This is a genomic window from Pseudomonas sp. B22129, from assembly GCF_044218875.1.
In the GTDB taxonomy this organism is placed as follows: domain Bacteria; phylum Pseudomonadota; class Gammaproteobacteria; order Pseudomonadales; family Pseudomonadaceae; genus Aquipseudomonas.
Genome location: NZ_CP162592.1, coordinates 6,704,714 through 6,721,004, shown reverse-complemented (window position 1 = coordinate 6,721,004; position 16,291 = coordinate 6,704,714). Strand labels below are relative to the sequence as shown.

The following is a 16,291-nucleotide window of genomic DNA, read 5'->3' as shown; positions in this document are numbered from 1 at the left end:
ACTCAGGTTGCGCAGGGTTTCAGGACTTGGCGGTGAAGGCTTGCAGCTGGCCGAAACCGGTCGGCGAGGTGGCGCTGGTGGTTTTGCCGCAGGTGCCGGCCGGGACCAGTTTCCAGGCGTTGGCTTGGTCTTTGACTTTCGAGGTGCCGGCGCAGGTGGTGCCAGCGCCTGCGGCGCAATCGTTCTTGCCGGCTTCAGCGACGCCGAAGCATTTGTCCATTTTGGCGTCGTCAGCGTGGGCCATGTTGGACATGGCGGACAGGCTCAGAGCGGAGCCGAGGGCGAGGATCAGGGTAGCGGCGGAGAGTTTGGTAGTCATGGTGTAGCTCCAGCAGTGGGTTGAGGTATCAGGCATGTTTGCCTGCTTACTCCACTAGAGGCAGCAGGACGAATTTCGTTACACGCCCGACGAAAATAATTTCAAATATCGCAAAACTTCAGGATCACACAAAGCAAATGTGGGAGCGGGCTTGCTCGCGAATGCGGTGTGTCAGCCAATAAGTTCATTTGCTGATCCACCGCATTCGCGAGCAAGCCCGCTCCCACATTTTAGATCCGGTTCATACAGCTACCGGCTATTTAGCCTCCGAGGTAAGCCTCGCGCACTTTCGGGTCGGTCAATAACTGCTCACCCGTGCCCTGCATCACCACCCGGCCGTTTTCCAGCACGTAGGCACGGTCGGCGATTTTCAGCGCCTGGTTGGCGTTCTGCTCCACCAGGAACACCGTCACACCGTCCTTGCGCAGCTGTTCGATGATGTCGAAGATCTGCTGGATGATGATCGGCGCCAGGCCAAGCGAAGGTTCGTCGAGCAATAACAGCTTGGGCTTGCTCATCAGTGCACGGCCGATGGCGAGCATCTGCTGCTCGCCACCGGACATGGTGCCGCCGCGCTGGCTGAAGCGTTCCTTGAGCCGAGGGAACAGGTGCAGCACCTTGTCCATCTGCTCCTGGTAGTCGCCCTTGTCGGTGAAGAACCCGCCCATGGCCAGGTTCTCTTCCACGGTCAGGCGCGAGAACACGCGGCGGCCTTCGGGTACCACCGCGATGCTCTTGCGCATGATTTCGGCGGAATGCTTGCCGACCAATTCCTCGCCCATATAACGGATGCTGCCGCTATGCGCCTGCGGCGAGCCGCACAAGGTCATCAGCAGGGTCGATTTGCCGGCACCGTTGGCGCCGATCAGCGTGACGATTTCACCCTGGCGCACTTCCACGTTGACGCTGTGCAAGGCCTGGATCTTGCCGTAGAAAGTGGAAACGTTTTCGAATTGCAGCATTTTACGCTTCCCCCAAATAGGCTTTGATCACTTCAGGATTGTCGCGGATCTGCTCCGGCGTCCCGTCTGCCAAAGGCGTGCCCTGGTTGATCACCACGATGTGGTCGGAAATGCTCATCACCAGTTTCATGTCGTGTTCGATCAACAGCACGGTGGCGTTGTGTTCCTCACGCAGCACGCTGATCAGTGCCTTGAGGTCCTCGGTTTCCTTGGGGTTCAGGCCGGCGGCCGGTTCGTCGAGCATGAGGATCCGCGGGCGGGTCATCATGCAGCGAGCGATTTCCAGGCGACGTTGCTGACCATAGGCCAGGGTGCCGGCAGGGCGGTTGGCAAACTCGGTGAGGTTGACCTTGTCCAGCCAGTACTCGGCGTACTCCATGGCCTCGCGCTCGCTCTTGCGGAACGACGGGGTCTTGAACAGGCCTGCAAAGAAGTTGGTGTTCAGGTGGCGGTGCTGGGCAATCAGCAGGTTTTCGACCGCTGTCATGTCCTTGAACAACCGTACGTTCTGGAAGGTCCGCACCACGCCCTTGCGGGCGATCTCGTGACCGGCCAGGCCCTGGATCGGCTGGCCATCGAGCAGGATGCTGCCACCGCTCGGCTTATAGAAGCCGGTGAGGCAGTTGAACACCGTGGTCTTGCCGGCGCCGTTCGGGCCGATCAGCGCCACAACCTGTTTCTCTTTTACGGTCAGGGCCACGCCGTTGACCGCCAGCAAGCCGCCGAAGCGCATGCTCAAGTTTTCGACTTTCAGGATCTCGCGGCTCATTTGCGCAGCTCCATGTGTGGACGTTGCATGGGCAGCAGGCCTTGAGGACGCCAGATCATCATCAGCACCATCATGGCGCCGAACATCAACATGCGGTATTCGCTGAACTCACGCATCATTTCCGGCAGCAGGATCATCACGATCGCCGCCAGGATCACGCCCAACTGCGAGCCCATGCCACCCAGTACCACGATGGCGAGAATGATTGCCGACTCGATAAAGGTAAACGACTCCGGGGTCACCAAACCTTGGCGAGCGGCGAAGAAGCTGCCGGCAAAACCGGCGAATGTGGCGCCGAGGGTGAAGGCCGACAGTTTGATGACTGTCGGGTTCATGCCCAGTGCACGGCAGGCGATTTCATCTTCGCGCAGGGCTTCCCACGCGCGTCCGATCGGCATGCGCAGCAAACGGTTGATCACGAACAAGGCCGCCAGCGCCAGCAACAGTGCCACCAGGTACAGGAACACCACCTTGCTCACCGGGTTGTAGTCGATCCCGAAGTACTCGTGGAACGTCTGCATGCCTTCAGCCGCAGTACGGTCGAAGGACAACCCGAAGAACGTCGGCTTGGGAATGCTGCTGATACCGTTGGGGCCGCCCGTAATATCGGTGAGGTTACGCAGGAACAGCCGGATGATTTCACCGAAGCCCAAGGTCACGATCGCCAGGTAGTCACCACGCAAGCGCAGCACCGGGAAGCCCAGCAGGAAGCCAAAGGTGGCCGCCGCCATACCGGCCAGTGGCAGGCAGATCCAGAAGCCCCAGCCCAGGTAGTGCGAGAGCAGCGCGTAGGTATAGGCACCCACGGCGTAGAAGCCCACATAACCGAGGTCGAGTAGACCGGCCAGGCCCACCACGATGTTCAGGCCCAGGCCCAGCAACACGTAGATCAGGATCAGGGTGGCGATGTCGACGGCACCGCGCGAGCCGAAGAACGGCCAGATCAGTGCAGCAATGATCAACGCGATGATGATGTAGCGCTGGGTGCGCGGCAGGGTCAGGAATTGGCTGACCTTGGGCGATACCAGTGGGCCACGGTTGCCCTTGAACAGGGCGCCGACCTGCTGGGTGAACAGCACACGCAGGAACATCAGCACCGAGCACAGGGCGATGATGGTCAAGGTCACGGGACCAGTGCCATGCACTTCCAGGTTGATGCCGACAATGCTCAGCTTGAGGCCGAGGACGGGGAACGCAACCGCCCACACCAGCAGCGCGCTGAAAAACGCCGATTTAAGATATCTGCTCATACTTTCTCAACCTCCGGACGGCCCAAAATGCCGGTCGGACGGAACAACAGCACCAGAACCAACAGGCCGAACGCCACGACGTCCTTGTATTGATCGCCGAACACATCGGCGCCAAAGGCTTCAGCCACACCCAGCACCAGGCCGCCGAGCATCGCGCCCGGAATACTGCCGATGCCGCCCAAGACCGCTGCGGTAAAGGCCTTCAGGCCCACCAGGAAACCGGCGTTGGGGTTGATCACGCCGTACTGCATGCTCAGCAGCACCGCCGCAACGGCGGCCAGCGCGGCACCGATCACGAAGGTCAGGGCGATGATGTTGTTGGTGTTGATGCCCAGCAGGTTGGCCATCTTGATGTCTTCGGCGCAGGCCCGGCAGGCGCGCCCCAGACGGGAGCGGGAGATGAACAGGGTCAGGCCGAGCATCGCCACCAGGGTGACGACGAAGACCAGGACCTGCATGTACGAAATCAGCACTTCTTGTGCGCCACCCGGGCCGAAGGAGAAGCTCCCCGGGATCAGGTTGGGAATGGACTTGTCCTTGGAGTCCTGGGACAGCAATACGGTGTTCTGCAGGAAAATCGACATGCCGATGGCGGAAATCAGCGGGATCAAACGGTTACTGCCACGCAAGGGGCGGTAGGCAACGCGCTCGATACTGTAGCCATAGGCACTGGTCACGACGATCGACGCCAGGAACGCGGCGGTCATCAACAACGGCAGGGAATGGATACCCAGCATGGCCAGCCCGGCAAGGGCGATAAAGGCCACGTAGGAACCAATCATGTACACCTCGCCATGGGCGAAGTTAATCATTCCAATGATGCCGTAAACCATTGTGTAGCCAATGGCTATCAAGGCATAGGTGCTGCCAACGGTCATGCCGTTAACCAGCGTTTGGAAAAAATGATAGATCTCAGGCATTACAGCGCTCCTAAAAACCCGATACGCATTTCACTGGTGGAGTCATTTCCGGCTCGGTGCCCTGCTCTATGATCAGGTTGCACGAAGCGTTTGCCAGCGAACCGCTGGTGACGGTTTTAAGATTTTCAGGTGAGCCAGCGCCCGGATCGCGGGTGTCAGGCCCATAAACCTCGTAAAACAAAGCCCACTGCTCTCACAGTGGGCTTGTTGGACCAGTAACGCCTGGCTTACTGAGGGGAAACTTCGGTTTTTGGTTTGCCGAAGTGCCATTCGTAGACCACAAACTTGAAGTCCTTCAGGTCGCCCTTGGCATCGAAGCTCAGGTCGCCGGTTGGGGTCTTGAAGGTGCCTGCGTGGATGGCAGCCGCCACTTTGGCGGTGTCTTCAGACTTCGCGGCAGCGATACCGCCGGCGATGACTTCAACAGCCGAGTAGGCCGGGAACACGAACGGGCCGCTTGGGTCTTGCTTGGCCTTGGTGAACTCTTCAACGATCGCCTTGTTGGCAGGGTCGGTGTCAAACGACTTCGGCAGGGTCACCAGCAGGCCTTCGGAAGCGTTCTGGGCGATTTGCGAGATGGAGTCGTTGCCGACACCCTCTGGGCCCATGAACTTGGCGTTCACGCCTTTTTCCTTGGCTTGGCGCAGGATCAGGCCCAGTTCAGGGTGGTAGCCGCCGTAGTAGACGAAGTCGACGTTGGCTTGCTTGAGCTTCTGAATCAGGGAGCCGAAGTCTTTGTCGCCAGCGTTGATGCCTTCGAAAAGGGCAACTTTCACGCCTTTGCTCTCGAGGGTCTGTTTAACGGCGGTGGCGATACCTTCACCGTACTGCTGCTTGTCGTGAATGACCGCAACGACTTTTGGCTTCACGTGGTCGGCGATGTAGTTACCGGCTGCAGGGCCTTGGGCGCTGTCCAGGCCGATGGTACGGAACACCAGTTTGTAACCACGGGAAGTGATTTCCGGGCTGGTGGCAGCCGGGGTGATCATGATGACGCCTTCGTCTTCATAGATATCGGACGCTGGCTGAGTGGAGCTGGAGCAGAGGTGACCGACCACGAACTTGACGCCGTCGTTGACCACTTTGTTCGCTACGGCCACGGCTTGTTTCGGATCGCAAGCGTCGTCGTATTCTTTCGCTTCGAGCATTTTACCGTCGACGCCGCCCTTGGCGTTGATGTCGGCGATGGCTTGCTTGGCACCCATGAATTGCATGTCGCCGTATTGCGTCACCGGGCCGGTTTTAGGGCCGGCGATGCCGATCTTGATGGTGTCGGCTGCGAACGAATGGCCGGCAACCCCAGCCAGGACCATAGCGGCAAACAGTTTGGAAATCTGCTTAGTAGCCTTATTCATAGTGCTCCACTCTTGCTGTTGTATTTTTTATAGTTCTAGCGGCCTTGTGAGCTGCAGAACCGGATCAGATATCTCGGATATCCCCCCGGCAGTGCCCTGGCAACTGTACCGGTACAGTGTAGAGCGCCGGTTCATCGCTTGAAAAGCTGGCTGCTGGGGGCAAACCCCGGGGATGTCGCTTAAATGAAAGAAAAAGACAGAATTGCGGCGGGGTTATGCCAGAGTTTCGGGCAATCCTTGGCTTTCCTGACACTTTCGTTCGGTGCCTCATTTGCAACTGGGTTTTTCTACAAGAGTCACGACGTTATGATTGCGCCGATTTTTTACTCAGGTGAATTCCCATGACGCAAGAACCTAGCACCCTCTATGCCAAGCTGCTCGGTGAAACCGCCGAAATTTCCTGGAAGGAGCTCGAGCCGTTCTTTGCCAAGGGTGCCCTATTGTGGGTCGACGCCGGTCTGGATTTGATCGAAGCGGCCGAGGGAATGGCCGAGGATAACCGCGAGAAAGTCGCTGGCTGGCTGGCCTCGGGCAGCCTTGGCGAAGTGTCTGCGACGCGGGCATTGGACCTGGTTGAGCGTGATCCGAGCCTGTGGGCGGTAGTGGTTTCGCCGTGGATTCTGATCCAGGAAAGGGCGCTGTAAGAATTGAGCGCACTTAAAAGGTGCGTGTTTTTTGCGGTGAGAAGTGTGTAGCCGAGTAACCGCTCACGCTGTGATGGCACCTTGCCGTAGAGAAAGGTCACAGGTCAGGGTGACGTGCACGTCACGGGAACAGTTTTACGCGGGGCCAAGCGGGCAGGGAATTGTTTCCGGGTGTGGCAGAGCTGTAGATAGTTGGTGTGTGACTGACCGCTATCGCAGGCAAGCCAGCTCCCACAGTTGAAATGCATTCCAAGTGTGGGAGCTGGCTTGCCTGCGATAAAGGCGGCTCGGTCTAGGCGGTTTTGCCGGTATGGTTATTCAACGAAATAACCTTGGTCTTGCCGATCCGGTGGCGATAAATCTCACGCAGATACTTGATCGCTTTTTTCACGCAGTCCCGTGACAGGCGAATGTCATTGATCGACACGAACTTGTCTTTGTCGTTGATCAGCTCGCGGTACTTCTTCTCATACATCGGTTTGATCGCGTACCAGTTGGTATCCAGAATCTTCGCCGGGTTTTCGAATTCGTTAAGCAAGTCGTCAATCCGGCCTTCGTCAAAATCCTCGTGGATGATGAAATCCAGAATCGAATGGTCCAGCGTGTCATCAAACCGGTAGGCGTTGCGCGCGAAACAACGCTTGATAAACGCCACGATCAACGTCAAAAAATCATCCGACAGGCACGGGCTCTTGGCGATCAATGTGGTCAGCGACAAGTTGGCCGACGCGCCGATCACCAGTGCGTAGCGCTTGAGCGTCGTATTGGGAAACAAGCTGTTCAGGTGGGTCTTGAGCCGGTTCAGGTCCATGTAGGACAGCTTGTAATCCTTGGGCAGCGAGACAATTGACACCACCGAAGAACAGTTCTTGAAGAAGTGCAGGTCGTGCAGCGCCGCCGCGTCGTAGCCGGAATTCTTGTATTGCTCCAGGGACGCCTTGTAGCGCTTGGACTCAATCGGCAACAGGCTGATGCCTTCAATGGCCTGGGTGACTTTATTGAAGTGCGGCAGGTCGATGGAGCGGAAGAACAAGTCATCGATATTCAGGCGTTGCGGCTCTTTATCGAACACCTTGAACTTGTCGTTCGACGGCGCTGGTGTCTCGGGAACCACCGATTCGGCATACGCAATCGCGACCGGCCCGGCCAGGCTCATGAAGAGGTCGTTGGCATCCAGGCGGATGGTTTCACCGATGTCGATACCGGCGCGACGGAAGTAGTTCTGATCATAGTCAGTCGTTACCGCCTGGGCCGTCAGAATGTTGAAGATCTGCTGCGAGATATATTGGTTGGCGTGTTTTTCCATGGCATTGACGTCAATGTTCTGGATATTGCCGTCATCGCTTTCTTCGGCGTAACGCATGATGTCGTTGGAAATCAGCATCATCGCGTTCCAGGGCCGGATGCGACCTTTGACGCTCGCTTCGCTGCTGTCTTCATTGTCGAAGTTGTACGAGAAGTCCCATTCCTCCGACAGATATTTGCACAGCAGCCGCCCGGCGTTGATGTGCAGCGCCTCGGACATTTCGCTGCGGTGGTCGGAGATGTTCGGCAACACGCAGATGCCGCTGGTGAAGATTGGCTCAAACACAAAGGCGTGGCCGCTTTTGCTGTCGTGCTCGTCGGCGGGCTTGGTGTCGAACGTCTTGTTCATGTACGAATGTTGTTGGGCCAGGCCGAACTCCGAGGCCATGCCCGAGCCCGTGCCGCCGCCGGCGCTGAAGATCGAGAAATACAGGCGCGACTGGTTGGCCTTGATGCCGCAGGAGTCGATCAGGTACGAGTGGATCATCTTCCAATCGGGGCTGGAAAAACGCTGGGTGTCTTTGTTGAGAATGATCTTGGCCAGGTACTGGCCGAGGATCGGCGCGTTACCGGCGCCGCCGGCATGCACCTCCGAAAGGTCCATGATTTTCATCTTGCTGTAGTCGCGCAGGAAGCCGCTTTTTTCGCCCTTGCGCGAGAAGCGGATGCGCCCGGCAATGTCCTTGTCCAGGTCACCGAGCATCACCAGCGGCTCCACCAGGAACACCGGCTTGCTGGCCTTGCCGCTGCCCAACCGCAGGTTATTGCGGATCCACTGGGCGGGGCTGTAACCCTTGTCCTGGGTTTTGTCTTCGGCGCTGAATTCGTTCAGGTAGAACTTGCGCGCGTTGTACACCAACTCTGCCACGTCCAACGCAATGTTCGAGCCGCAACGGCCCAGGCCGATCAGGCAGACCGAGGGAAATGCCTGCTCGCTGCGTGGGGCGCCTTCGGCTTCCGGTTGAAGTGGGCGAGGGAACACCATGTCGCGCAGGCCGTCGAGGTTGTCGAGGATGCGGTCGGTATTGGTTTCGGTGAAGTACAGGTACTGCTGGGTCGCCAGCGGACGGGCGCTGCTCAATGACCTCGAACCTGAGGGTTTTTCTGCAGTAGCTGTGGGCAACAGATCGGGAACCACGGTGGCAGCGTTGTTATTGGAAGTCATGGGCGCCATGTACCTGGACGAATGGGGCGGTCAGGTTTGCCCCTGTTTACAGGGGGAAGCCAGGCCGGATTCTGATGAATCGGCCGTTCGTCGGGGTTCTTTAGGCGAATGATGGCAGAATGCCAAAATTTCGGCGTCAGCGAATTGGCCTGACGATGGAGGGCGGGCCAATGCGTCCCGGAGCCGGTTCTTTTGGCGAGGAGGCATCCTTGTTGCCTTCCACGCTGAAAGGGTAGAGCGGGTTGCGCATCTGGATACCTTGCATCACGCCAACAATTTCACTGGCAGGCACGGCCGGGCTCAGCAGGTAGCCCTGAATGAAGTCGCAGTCGTGTTTGAGCAGCAGTTCGAACTGGGCCTGGGTTTCCACCCCTTCGGTCACCACTTGCAGGTGCAGCGTGTGGGCCATGCCGATAATCGCCTGGACGATCTCGATGTCCGCGGTGGATTTGGGGATGTCCTGGATAAACGAGCGATCAATTTTTAACGTGTTGAGCGGCAAACGCTTGAGATAGGCCAGCGACGAATAGCCGGTACCGAAGTCATCAATCGCCAGTGACACACCCAGCGCACGGATTTGCCGCAGCAGTGCGAGGGTGCTGCTGATATTACCCATCAGGGCATTTTCGGTGACTTCCAACTCCAGGCGGTTGGCGGCAATCCCGGCGAAGCGCAGGGCCGCTTCGATTTCATCCGCCAGTTCATCACGCGCCAGGTTCAGCGCCGAGCAGTTCACGGCCATGGTCAGTTCGGTGTAGCCGCGATCAGACAACAAGCTCAAGTCGTGGCAGGCCTGGCGCAATACCCAGTGGTCCAGGTCGGCAATCAGCCCGTTGTTTTCGGCAATGCCGATAAACCGGTCCGGCGCCAGCAGCCCATGACGCGGGTGCTGCCAGCGTACCAGGGCTTCCAGGCGGGTGACTTTGCCCAGCTTCATGTCAAAGATCGGTTGATAGAACAGCACCAATTCATTGCGCCCACGCAGGGCGGCGCGCAACTCTTCTTCGAGTTGCAACTCCAGGAAAGCGCGGGTTTTCAGGTTGGAACTGAAAAAGTTCAGGCTGTTACGCCCGGTGTCCTTGGACTGGTACAACGCCAAGTCAGCGGTTTTCAGCAGTTCCTCGCAGGTCAGTCCATCGTCGGGAAACAGGCTGATGCCAATGCTGGTGGTCATCACCATGCGTCGGCCGGCCAGTTCGATGGGTTCTTTCATCTTTTGCATGATGCGCTGCGCCAGGTGCCGCGCTTCATCGCGATGGTGGATGTTGATCAGAATGCAGAACTCATCGCCGCCGAACCGTGCCACCACGTCATCATGGCTGCGTACCGAGCCCTTGATATGCCCGGCGAGCACGGTGAGCAATTGGTCGCCGGCGTCATGACCGAGGCTGTCGTTGATGCGCTTGAAGTGGTCGATATCCAGGAAGATCACCGCCATCATGCCGTGGCTGCCAGCTTTTTCAGCGACTTTCTCCGCAAAGATCTGGTTGAACCCCCGACGGTTAAGCAGGCTGGTCAACGCATCGAAGTGGGCCACCTGTTGCAGCGAGGCGCGGGCCTGGTCCAGTTCGCTGAGCAGTGCATTGACCCGGCGCAGGTCGCGCTCCTTGTGCTGCAGCTTTTTGTCCGCAAGGGCGGCGCTGACGCTGCTGCCGATGACCAGCAAGGTAATCACCGCCACCGACAACCCGAGTTGAATGGGGTTGTTGTCCACCGGTAACGATAGATCGGCCCCGGTGGGCACCAGCATTTGCATGGCCGCCATGCCGGTGAAATGCATGCTCAGGATGCCGGCCCCGAGTATCAGGCTGGCGGCATATTTAAGTAATTGATGGAACACCCCGGCGCCTTCGCGCAGGTAGCACGAGAGCAAAAGCGCGGTGAGGCTGGCACCGATGGCAATGCCCACCGAGGCCATGAACAGCCCTGTCTCGAAATACACTTGAGCTTGCGAGCGCATCGCCGACATGCCGACGTAGTGCATCAACGCAATGCCCAGCCCCATCCATACCGACGCCAGCAAATACTGATGAAAACGCAGGTGGGCATGACTGAGGGTTTGCATGGCAAACAGCGAGGCAATCAGGGCGATCACCAGCGAGGCGAACGTCATGAGCAATTCATAATGAATGGCGATAGGCGCCTGGAAGGCCAGCATGCTGATGAAGTGCGTCGACCAGATGCCACCGGCCAGGCAACCGGCGCCGAGCCAGCGCCAGTGGCGACGGGCGGTTGGGTCCTCGACGTGGCCGACACGCTCGGCCATGTCCAGCGTGCCGAAACCCGCCGCACACGCGACCAGGTACGCCAACAGCACCAGAAAGGGGTTATGACTGCAGTTGAGTAATAAGTGCCCAGTGTCCGGAAGGTCGGTAAAAAAATGCAAACCAAGCCATTCCATAGCAAATCCCGTCAAAGTCATTGTGCCGTTGCCTACAGCAACAGCCTACGACTTCGAGTATAGAAGCCTCACGGGATTCGCCATGCATAATGGCACTTTGCTCTCAACGATTTTGGCATGCTCGCCATAGCGTTTGATGCTAAGCGCTGATCGGCAGGTCAAGTTCGAACGGCGCGTCCAGTGGCGGCAAGCCAAATGCGGCGCGGGCGGCGTCGCAATCGACGTTTTGCACGCCCTGGCTCCACGACGCATCAAACTCGCGGCAGGGGCTCGAGCGCAGTTCATAGATCGAGCAACTGGTGCCCTTGCCCACTTCGCCTTCCAGGCTGCAGCAACGCGCGGGCTTCTGGTCGGTGCCGATCATCGCCACGCGGGTGGGGTTGATCTGCACCACCAGGTCGTCGGGCACCGTGCCCCCCGATGAGGCGCACTCTCCCCAAAAGAAAGACACACGAAAGTATGAACAGCAGGCACCGCAACTCAGACACGGACTGGCTTCGGACATGGGCGTCATCAATAAAAAGTAAGGGAAGGGTGCTACGGGAAGGCTCGCCATTCTAGCCGTGCCATGGCCGTTGGGAAGAGGGGGCGGCACTTATATTTTTCGTAGGCAAAGTCCCATTGCGACGGGTGAAATCATGCCCTATCAGCTTTACGAATCATTACAGACAACCGGGGCGCGCCTGACTATGTTGCAGGTACCGGGCAGGATGCATCGGGCATCGCAGCTCTAATAACAATAAAGAGACGGACCCATGCAGAACTCGACCCAAGCGGCGAATGCCTGGCGCATTCTGTTCCTGCTGTTCCTCGCCAACCTGTTCAACTTCTTCGACCGCACCATTCCCGCGATCATCATCGAGCCAATCCGCATGGAATGGCATCTGAGTGATTTCCAGCTCGGCATCATCGGTACGGCCTTCACCATCGTTTATGCCATTGCCGGGTTGCCGCTTGGGCGCCTGGCCGATACCGGCTCGCGCAGCAAACTGATGGGCTGGGGCCTGTTTGCCTGGAGCGGGCTGACGGCGGTCAACGGCATGGTTGGCAGTTTCTGGACGTTTTTGCTGGTGCGCATGGGCATCGGCATTGGCGAAGCCAGCTATGCGCCAGCGGCCAACTCGCTGATCGGCGACCTCTTCCCGGCGCACCGCCGCGCGCGGGCCATGGGGATTTTCATGCTGGGCCTGCCGTTGGGCCTGCTGCTGGCGTTCTTTACCATCGGCGCCATGGTCAAGGCGTTCGACAGCTGGCGCGCGCCGTTCTTTATTGCCGCCGTGCCGGGGCTGATCCTGGCCATTTTCATGTTCTATATAAAGGAGCCCAAGCGCGGCGCGGCGGAAACCGTGCAAGTCTCCCAGGAGCGTGTCGACCGCCCGATTCGCCGCGTACTGGCGGTGCCGACCTTCCTGTGGCTGGTGCTGGCGGGGTTGTGCTTCAACTTCGCCACCTATGCGTGCAACTCGTTTCTGGTGCCGATGCTGCAGCGTTACTTCCTGATGCCATTGCAGGAGGCGGCGGTGGCCACCGGTGTGATCGTCGGCATTACGGGCCTGGTGGGCCTGACCCTCGGTGGCTGGATCGCCGATAAGATCCACCAACGCGTCGCCAATGGCCGGCTGCTGTTTGCCGCATTCAGCCTGATCATCTCCACCGTCACTACGGCCTGGGCGCTGCACGCGGGGCGCATTGAGATCGGGGTATTTGTGGCGCTGTTCAGCGTGGGCTGGCTGTTTGCCTACAACTTCTACACCTGCGTGTACACGGCGATCCAAGACGTGGTCGAGCCGCGTTTACGCGCCACGGCGATGGCGCTGTTCTTCGCCGGGCTGTATTTGCTGGGCGGCGGCATGGGGCCGATTGTGGTGGGGGGCTTGTCTGACCATTTTGCCCATTCGGCGATGTATGCCGATGGCGCCGCGCAGATGACCGAGGCTTATAAGGCGGTGGGGTTGCATGACGCCATGTACCTGATTCCGGTGGCGCTGTTTTTGACGATGTTGTTTCTGTTTCAGGCGTCGCGGTGCTTTGTGCGGGATGCCCAGAAGATGAAGGAGGGGTTGGGCGCAGTGCCGGTGCCGGCCTCGGCGGTTCCGGCATGAGACCGGGTTGACCCTATCGCAGGCAAGCCAGCTCCCACATTCGACTGAGTTTCTCCAGTTGAAATGCAATCAAATGTGGGAACGGGCTCGCCCGCGAAGAGGCCCGAAAGGCAATAAAGAAGGCCCGCATTGCGCGGGCCTTCGTTTTTAGCCTGCGACCAGGACTCGAATCGCTTCCAAGCGCAAAGCAGCCTTGTCCAGCATCGCCAAACCTTGCTCGCGCTGGTTGCGCAGCGCCACCAGTTCACTGTCACGCACGGTCGGGTTGACCGCTTGCAACGCCGTCAGGCGCGCCAGTTCTTCGTCGGTGTCTGCCGCCAGACGGCGCTTGGCCTCGGCCACACGCTCGGCATGCTGCGGGGTGATCTTCTCTTCACCGGCATTGATCCGTGGCGTCAGCTGGTCGCGCTGGGCCTGGATGAACTTGTTGGCGCTGGCCCGTGGCACGCTTTCCAACTGGTCGTTGAGGGTCACGAACGACACACGGCCCGACAGGTCATTGCCATTGGCGTCCAGCAGGCAGCGCAGCGCGGCCGGCGGCAGGTAGCGGCCCAATTGCAGCGAGCGCGGCGCAACCACTTCGCTGACGTAGAGCAGTTCCAGCAACACGGTGCCCGGCTTGAGCGCCTTGTTCTTGATCAGCGCCACGGCGGTGTTGCCCATTGAGCCGGACAGCACCAGATCCATGCCGCCTTGCACCATCGGGTGTTCCCAGGTGATGAACTGCATGTCTTCACGCGACAGCGCCTGGTTACGGTCGTAGGTGATGGTCACACCTTCGTCGTCGCCCAAGGGGAAGCTGGCGTCGAGCATTTTTTCGCTGGGCTTGAGGATCAGCGCGTTTTCCGAATGGTCTTCGCTGTCGATGCCGAAGGCGTCGAACAGGGTTTCCATGTAGATCGGCAGGGCGAACTGGTCGTCTTGTTCGAGAATGTCCTCGACCAGCGCATCACCTTCACCCGCGCCGCCGGAGTTGAGTTCCAGCAGGCGATCGCGACCGGTGTGCAGCTCCTGCTCCAGGCGCTCGCGCTCGGCACGGGCTTCGTCAATCAGGGCTTGCCACTCGCCGTCGTCGGCGTTTTCCAGCAGCGGCAGCAGGCGTGGGCCGAACTGGTGCTGCAGAGCGTTGCCGGTCGGGCAGGTATTGAGGAACGCGTTCAGCGCTTCGTGGTACCACTGGAACAGGCGCTCTTGCGGGCTGGTTTCCAGGTACGGCACGTGCAGTTCGATCACATGTTTCTGGCCGATCCGGTCCAGACGGCCGATCCGCTGTTCGAGCAGGTCGGGGTGGGACGGCAGGTCGAACAGCACCAGGTGGTGGGAGAACTGGAAGTTGCGACCTTCACTGCCGATCTCCGAGCAGATCAGCACCTGGGCACCAAACTCTTCATCGGCAAAGTAGGCGGCGGCGCGGTCACGCTCGAGGATGTTCATGCCCTCGTGGAACACCGTGGCCGGAATACCGGAGCGCACGCGCAGGGCGTCTTCCAGGTCCATGGCGGTTTCGGCGTGGGCGCAGATCACCAGGACCTTGGTGCGCTTGAGCATTTTCAGCTGGTCGATCAGCCACTCGACGCGTGGGTCGAAGCGCCACCAGCGGTTTTCTTCTTCAATGTCCGGCTGCGACTGGAAGCTGACTTCCGGGTACAGCTCGGCGTGCTCGCCCAACGGCAACTCGAGGTATTCGTCCGGGTTTGGCAGCGGGTAGGCGTGCAGTTTGCGTTCCGGAAAACCCTGCACGGCGGCGCGGGTGTTACGGAACAGCACGCGGCCGGTGCCGTGGCGGTCGAGCAGCTCACGCACCAGGCGAGCACTGGCTTCGGTGTCGCCATCGTTGACGGCGGCGAGCAAGGCTTCGCCTTCGTTACCGAGGAAACCCTGGATGGTCTTGTGTGCTTGTGGCGACAGACGACCCTTGTCCAGCAGCTCCTGCACGGCTTCGGCCACCGGGCGATAGTTTTCGCTTTCGGCGCGGAAGGCGGCAAGGTCGTGGAAACGGTTCGGGTCCAGCAGGCGCAGGCGCGCGAAGTGGCTGTCCTGGCCCAGTTGTTCCGGGGTGGCGGTCAGCAGCAGTACGCCAGGAATAACCTCGGCCAGTTGCTCGACCAGCGCATATTCCGGGCTGGCTTTCTCTTCGTGCCACACAAGGTGGTGGGCTTCGTCGACCACCATCAGGTCCCAGCCGGCGGCGAACAGCGCGTCCTGGGCTTTCTCGTCGTCCACCAACCATTCCAGCGCGACCAGCGCGAGCTGGGTGTCTTCGAACGGGTTGGCGGCATCGCTTTCGATAAAGCGTTCTTCGTCGAACAGTGCAACCTGCAGGTTGAAGCGGCGGCGCATTTCCACCAGCCATTGGTGCTGCAGGTTTTCCGGGACCAGGATCAGCACGCGGTTGGCGCGGCCCGACAGCAGCTGGCGATGGATCACCAAACCGGCCTCGATGGTTTTACCCAGGCCCACTTCGTCCGCCAGCAATACCCGTGGCGCGATGCGGTCAGCGACTTCACGGGCAATGTGCAATTGGTGAGCGATAGGTTGCGCACGCACGCCACCCAGGCCCCACAGCGAGGACTGCAACTGGCGGCTGGTGTGTTCCAGTGTGTGGTAACGCAGGGAGAACCACGCCAGCGGATCGATCTGCCCGGCAAACAGACGGTCGCTGGCCAGGCGGAACTGGATGAAGTTGGAGAGTTGGGTTTCCGGCAGGGTCACCTGCTCGTTCTGCCCATTGAGGCCGTGGTAGACCAGCAGGCCGTCGACGTCGTCGACTTCCTGCACGGTCATTTTCCAGCCTTCGAAATGGGTGATGGAGTCACCCGGCGAAAACCTCACGCGAGTGAGGGGCGCATTCCGTAGCGCATACTGGCGGGTGTCGCCAGTGGCCGGATAGAGCACGGTCAACAAGCGCCCGTCCTGTGCCAGAACGGTGCCTAACCCCAGCTCTGCTTCGCTGTCACTAATCCAGCGTTGCCCCGGTTGATACTGCTGCGCCATGCTGCCTGACTCCCGCCGTGAAAAAGCCGACTATCTTAACGGAACAAGCCCCCACGCCCAAGGACTCTGACGAAAACTACCCTGTTTGGGCGGTGGTTCGGAAGT

General features: G+C 59.5%; 12 protein-coding genes. 2 read left to right on the top strand and 10 right to left on the bottom strand.

Translation table 11 applies throughout. The annotated features are described in order from the left end of the window. Positions 1-19: 19 nt before the first annotated feature. From AB4P94_RS30700 to AB4P94_RS30675, 6 genes are all read right to left on the bottom strand, one after another. On the bottom strand, positions 20-319 hold the full coding sequence (locus AB4P94_RS30700) for a DUF2282 domain-containing protein (protein ID WP_395608799.1): 300 nt from the start codon (positions 317-319) through the stop codon (positions 20-22). A gap of 260 nt (positions 320-579) precedes the next feature. Further along, a complete protein-coding gene (locus tag AB4P94_RS30695; RefSeq protein ID WP_065932826.1) occupies positions 580-1,281 on the bottom strand; it encodes an ABC transporter ATP-binding protein in 702 nt (233 codons plus the stop codon). Between the two features lies 1 nt (position 1,282). Next, entirely contained in the window at positions 1,283-2,050 is a 768-nt protein-coding gene (gene livG / locus AB4P94_RS30690; RefSeq protein ID WP_395608798.1) for a high-affinity branched-chain amino acid ABC transporter ATP-binding protein LivG, read from the bottom strand. Further along, positions 2,047-3,300, bottom strand: coding sequence for a high-affinity branched-chain amino acid ABC transporter permease LivM (locus AB4P94_RS30685; RefSeq protein ID WP_395608797.1), 1,254 nt, complete (start codon positions 3,298-3,300; stop codon positions 2,047-2,049). The genes livG and AB4P94_RS30685 overlap by 4 nt, the downstream gene beginning before the upstream one ends. Further along, positions 3,297-4,220, bottom strand: coding sequence for a high-affinity branched-chain amino acid ABC transporter permease LivH (livH, locus tag AB4P94_RS30680; protein WP_017479358.1), 924 nt, complete (start codon positions 4,218-4,220; stop codon positions 3,297-3,299). The genes AB4P94_RS30685 and livH overlap by 4 nt, the downstream gene beginning before the upstream one ends. Positions 4,221-4,447: 227 nt before the next feature. After that, on the bottom strand, positions 4,448-5,575 hold the full coding sequence (locus AB4P94_RS30675; protein WP_395608796.1) for a branched-chain amino acid ABC transporter substrate-binding protein: 1,128 nt from the start codon (positions 5,573-5,575) through the stop codon (positions 4,448-4,450). A 341-nt stretch (positions 5,576-5,916) separates the two neighbouring features. On the opposite strand from AB4P94_RS30675, the gene AB4P94_RS30670 reads away from it, so the two are divergent. After that, positions 5,917-6,219, top strand: a complete 303-nt coding sequence (locus AB4P94_RS30670; protein ID WP_395608795.1) for a DUF2288 domain-containing protein — start codon at positions 5,917-5,919, stop codon at positions 6,217-6,219. A 292-nt stretch (positions 6,220-6,511) separates the two neighbouring features. Here the strand turns inward: AB4P94_RS30670 and AB4P94_RS30665 are convergent, their stop codons facing one another. From AB4P94_RS30665 to AB4P94_RS30655, 3 genes are all read right to left on the bottom strand, one after another. Then, positions 6,512-8,689, bottom strand: coding sequence for a hypothetical protein (locus tag AB4P94_RS30665; protein ID WP_395608794.1), 2,178 nt, complete (start codon positions 8,687-8,689; stop codon positions 6,512-6,514). A 136-nt stretch (positions 8,690-8,825) separates the two neighbouring features. Then, positions 8,826-11,090, bottom strand: a complete 2,265-nt coding sequence (locus AB4P94_RS30660) for a putative bifunctional diguanylate cyclase/phosphodiesterase (RefSeq protein WP_395608793.1) — start codon at positions 11,088-11,090, stop codon at positions 8,826-8,828. A 139-nt stretch (positions 11,091-11,229) separates the two neighbouring features. Further along, a complete protein-coding gene (locus AB4P94_RS30655; RefSeq protein ID WP_395608792.1) occupies positions 11,230-11,595 on the bottom strand; it encodes a YkgJ family cysteine cluster protein in 366 nt (121 codons plus the stop codon). A 250-nt stretch (positions 11,596-11,845) separates the two neighbouring features. On the opposite strand from AB4P94_RS30655, the gene AB4P94_RS30650 reads away from it, so the two are divergent. Next, positions 11,846-13,192 (top strand): spinster family MFS transporter, encoded by a 1,347-nt coding sequence (locus tag AB4P94_RS30650; protein WP_395608791.1) that lies wholly within the window; start codon positions 11,846-11,848, stop codon positions 13,190-13,192. 147 nt (positions 13,193-13,339) lie between these two features. Here the strand turns inward: AB4P94_RS30650 and rapA are convergent, their stop codons facing one another. Next, positions 13,340-16,186, bottom strand: a complete 2,847-nt coding sequence (rapA, locus tag AB4P94_RS30645) for an RNA polymerase-associated protein RapA (RefSeq protein WP_395608790.1) — start codon at positions 16,184-16,186, stop codon at positions 13,340-13,342. Positions 16,187-16,291: the final 105 nt, after the last annotated feature.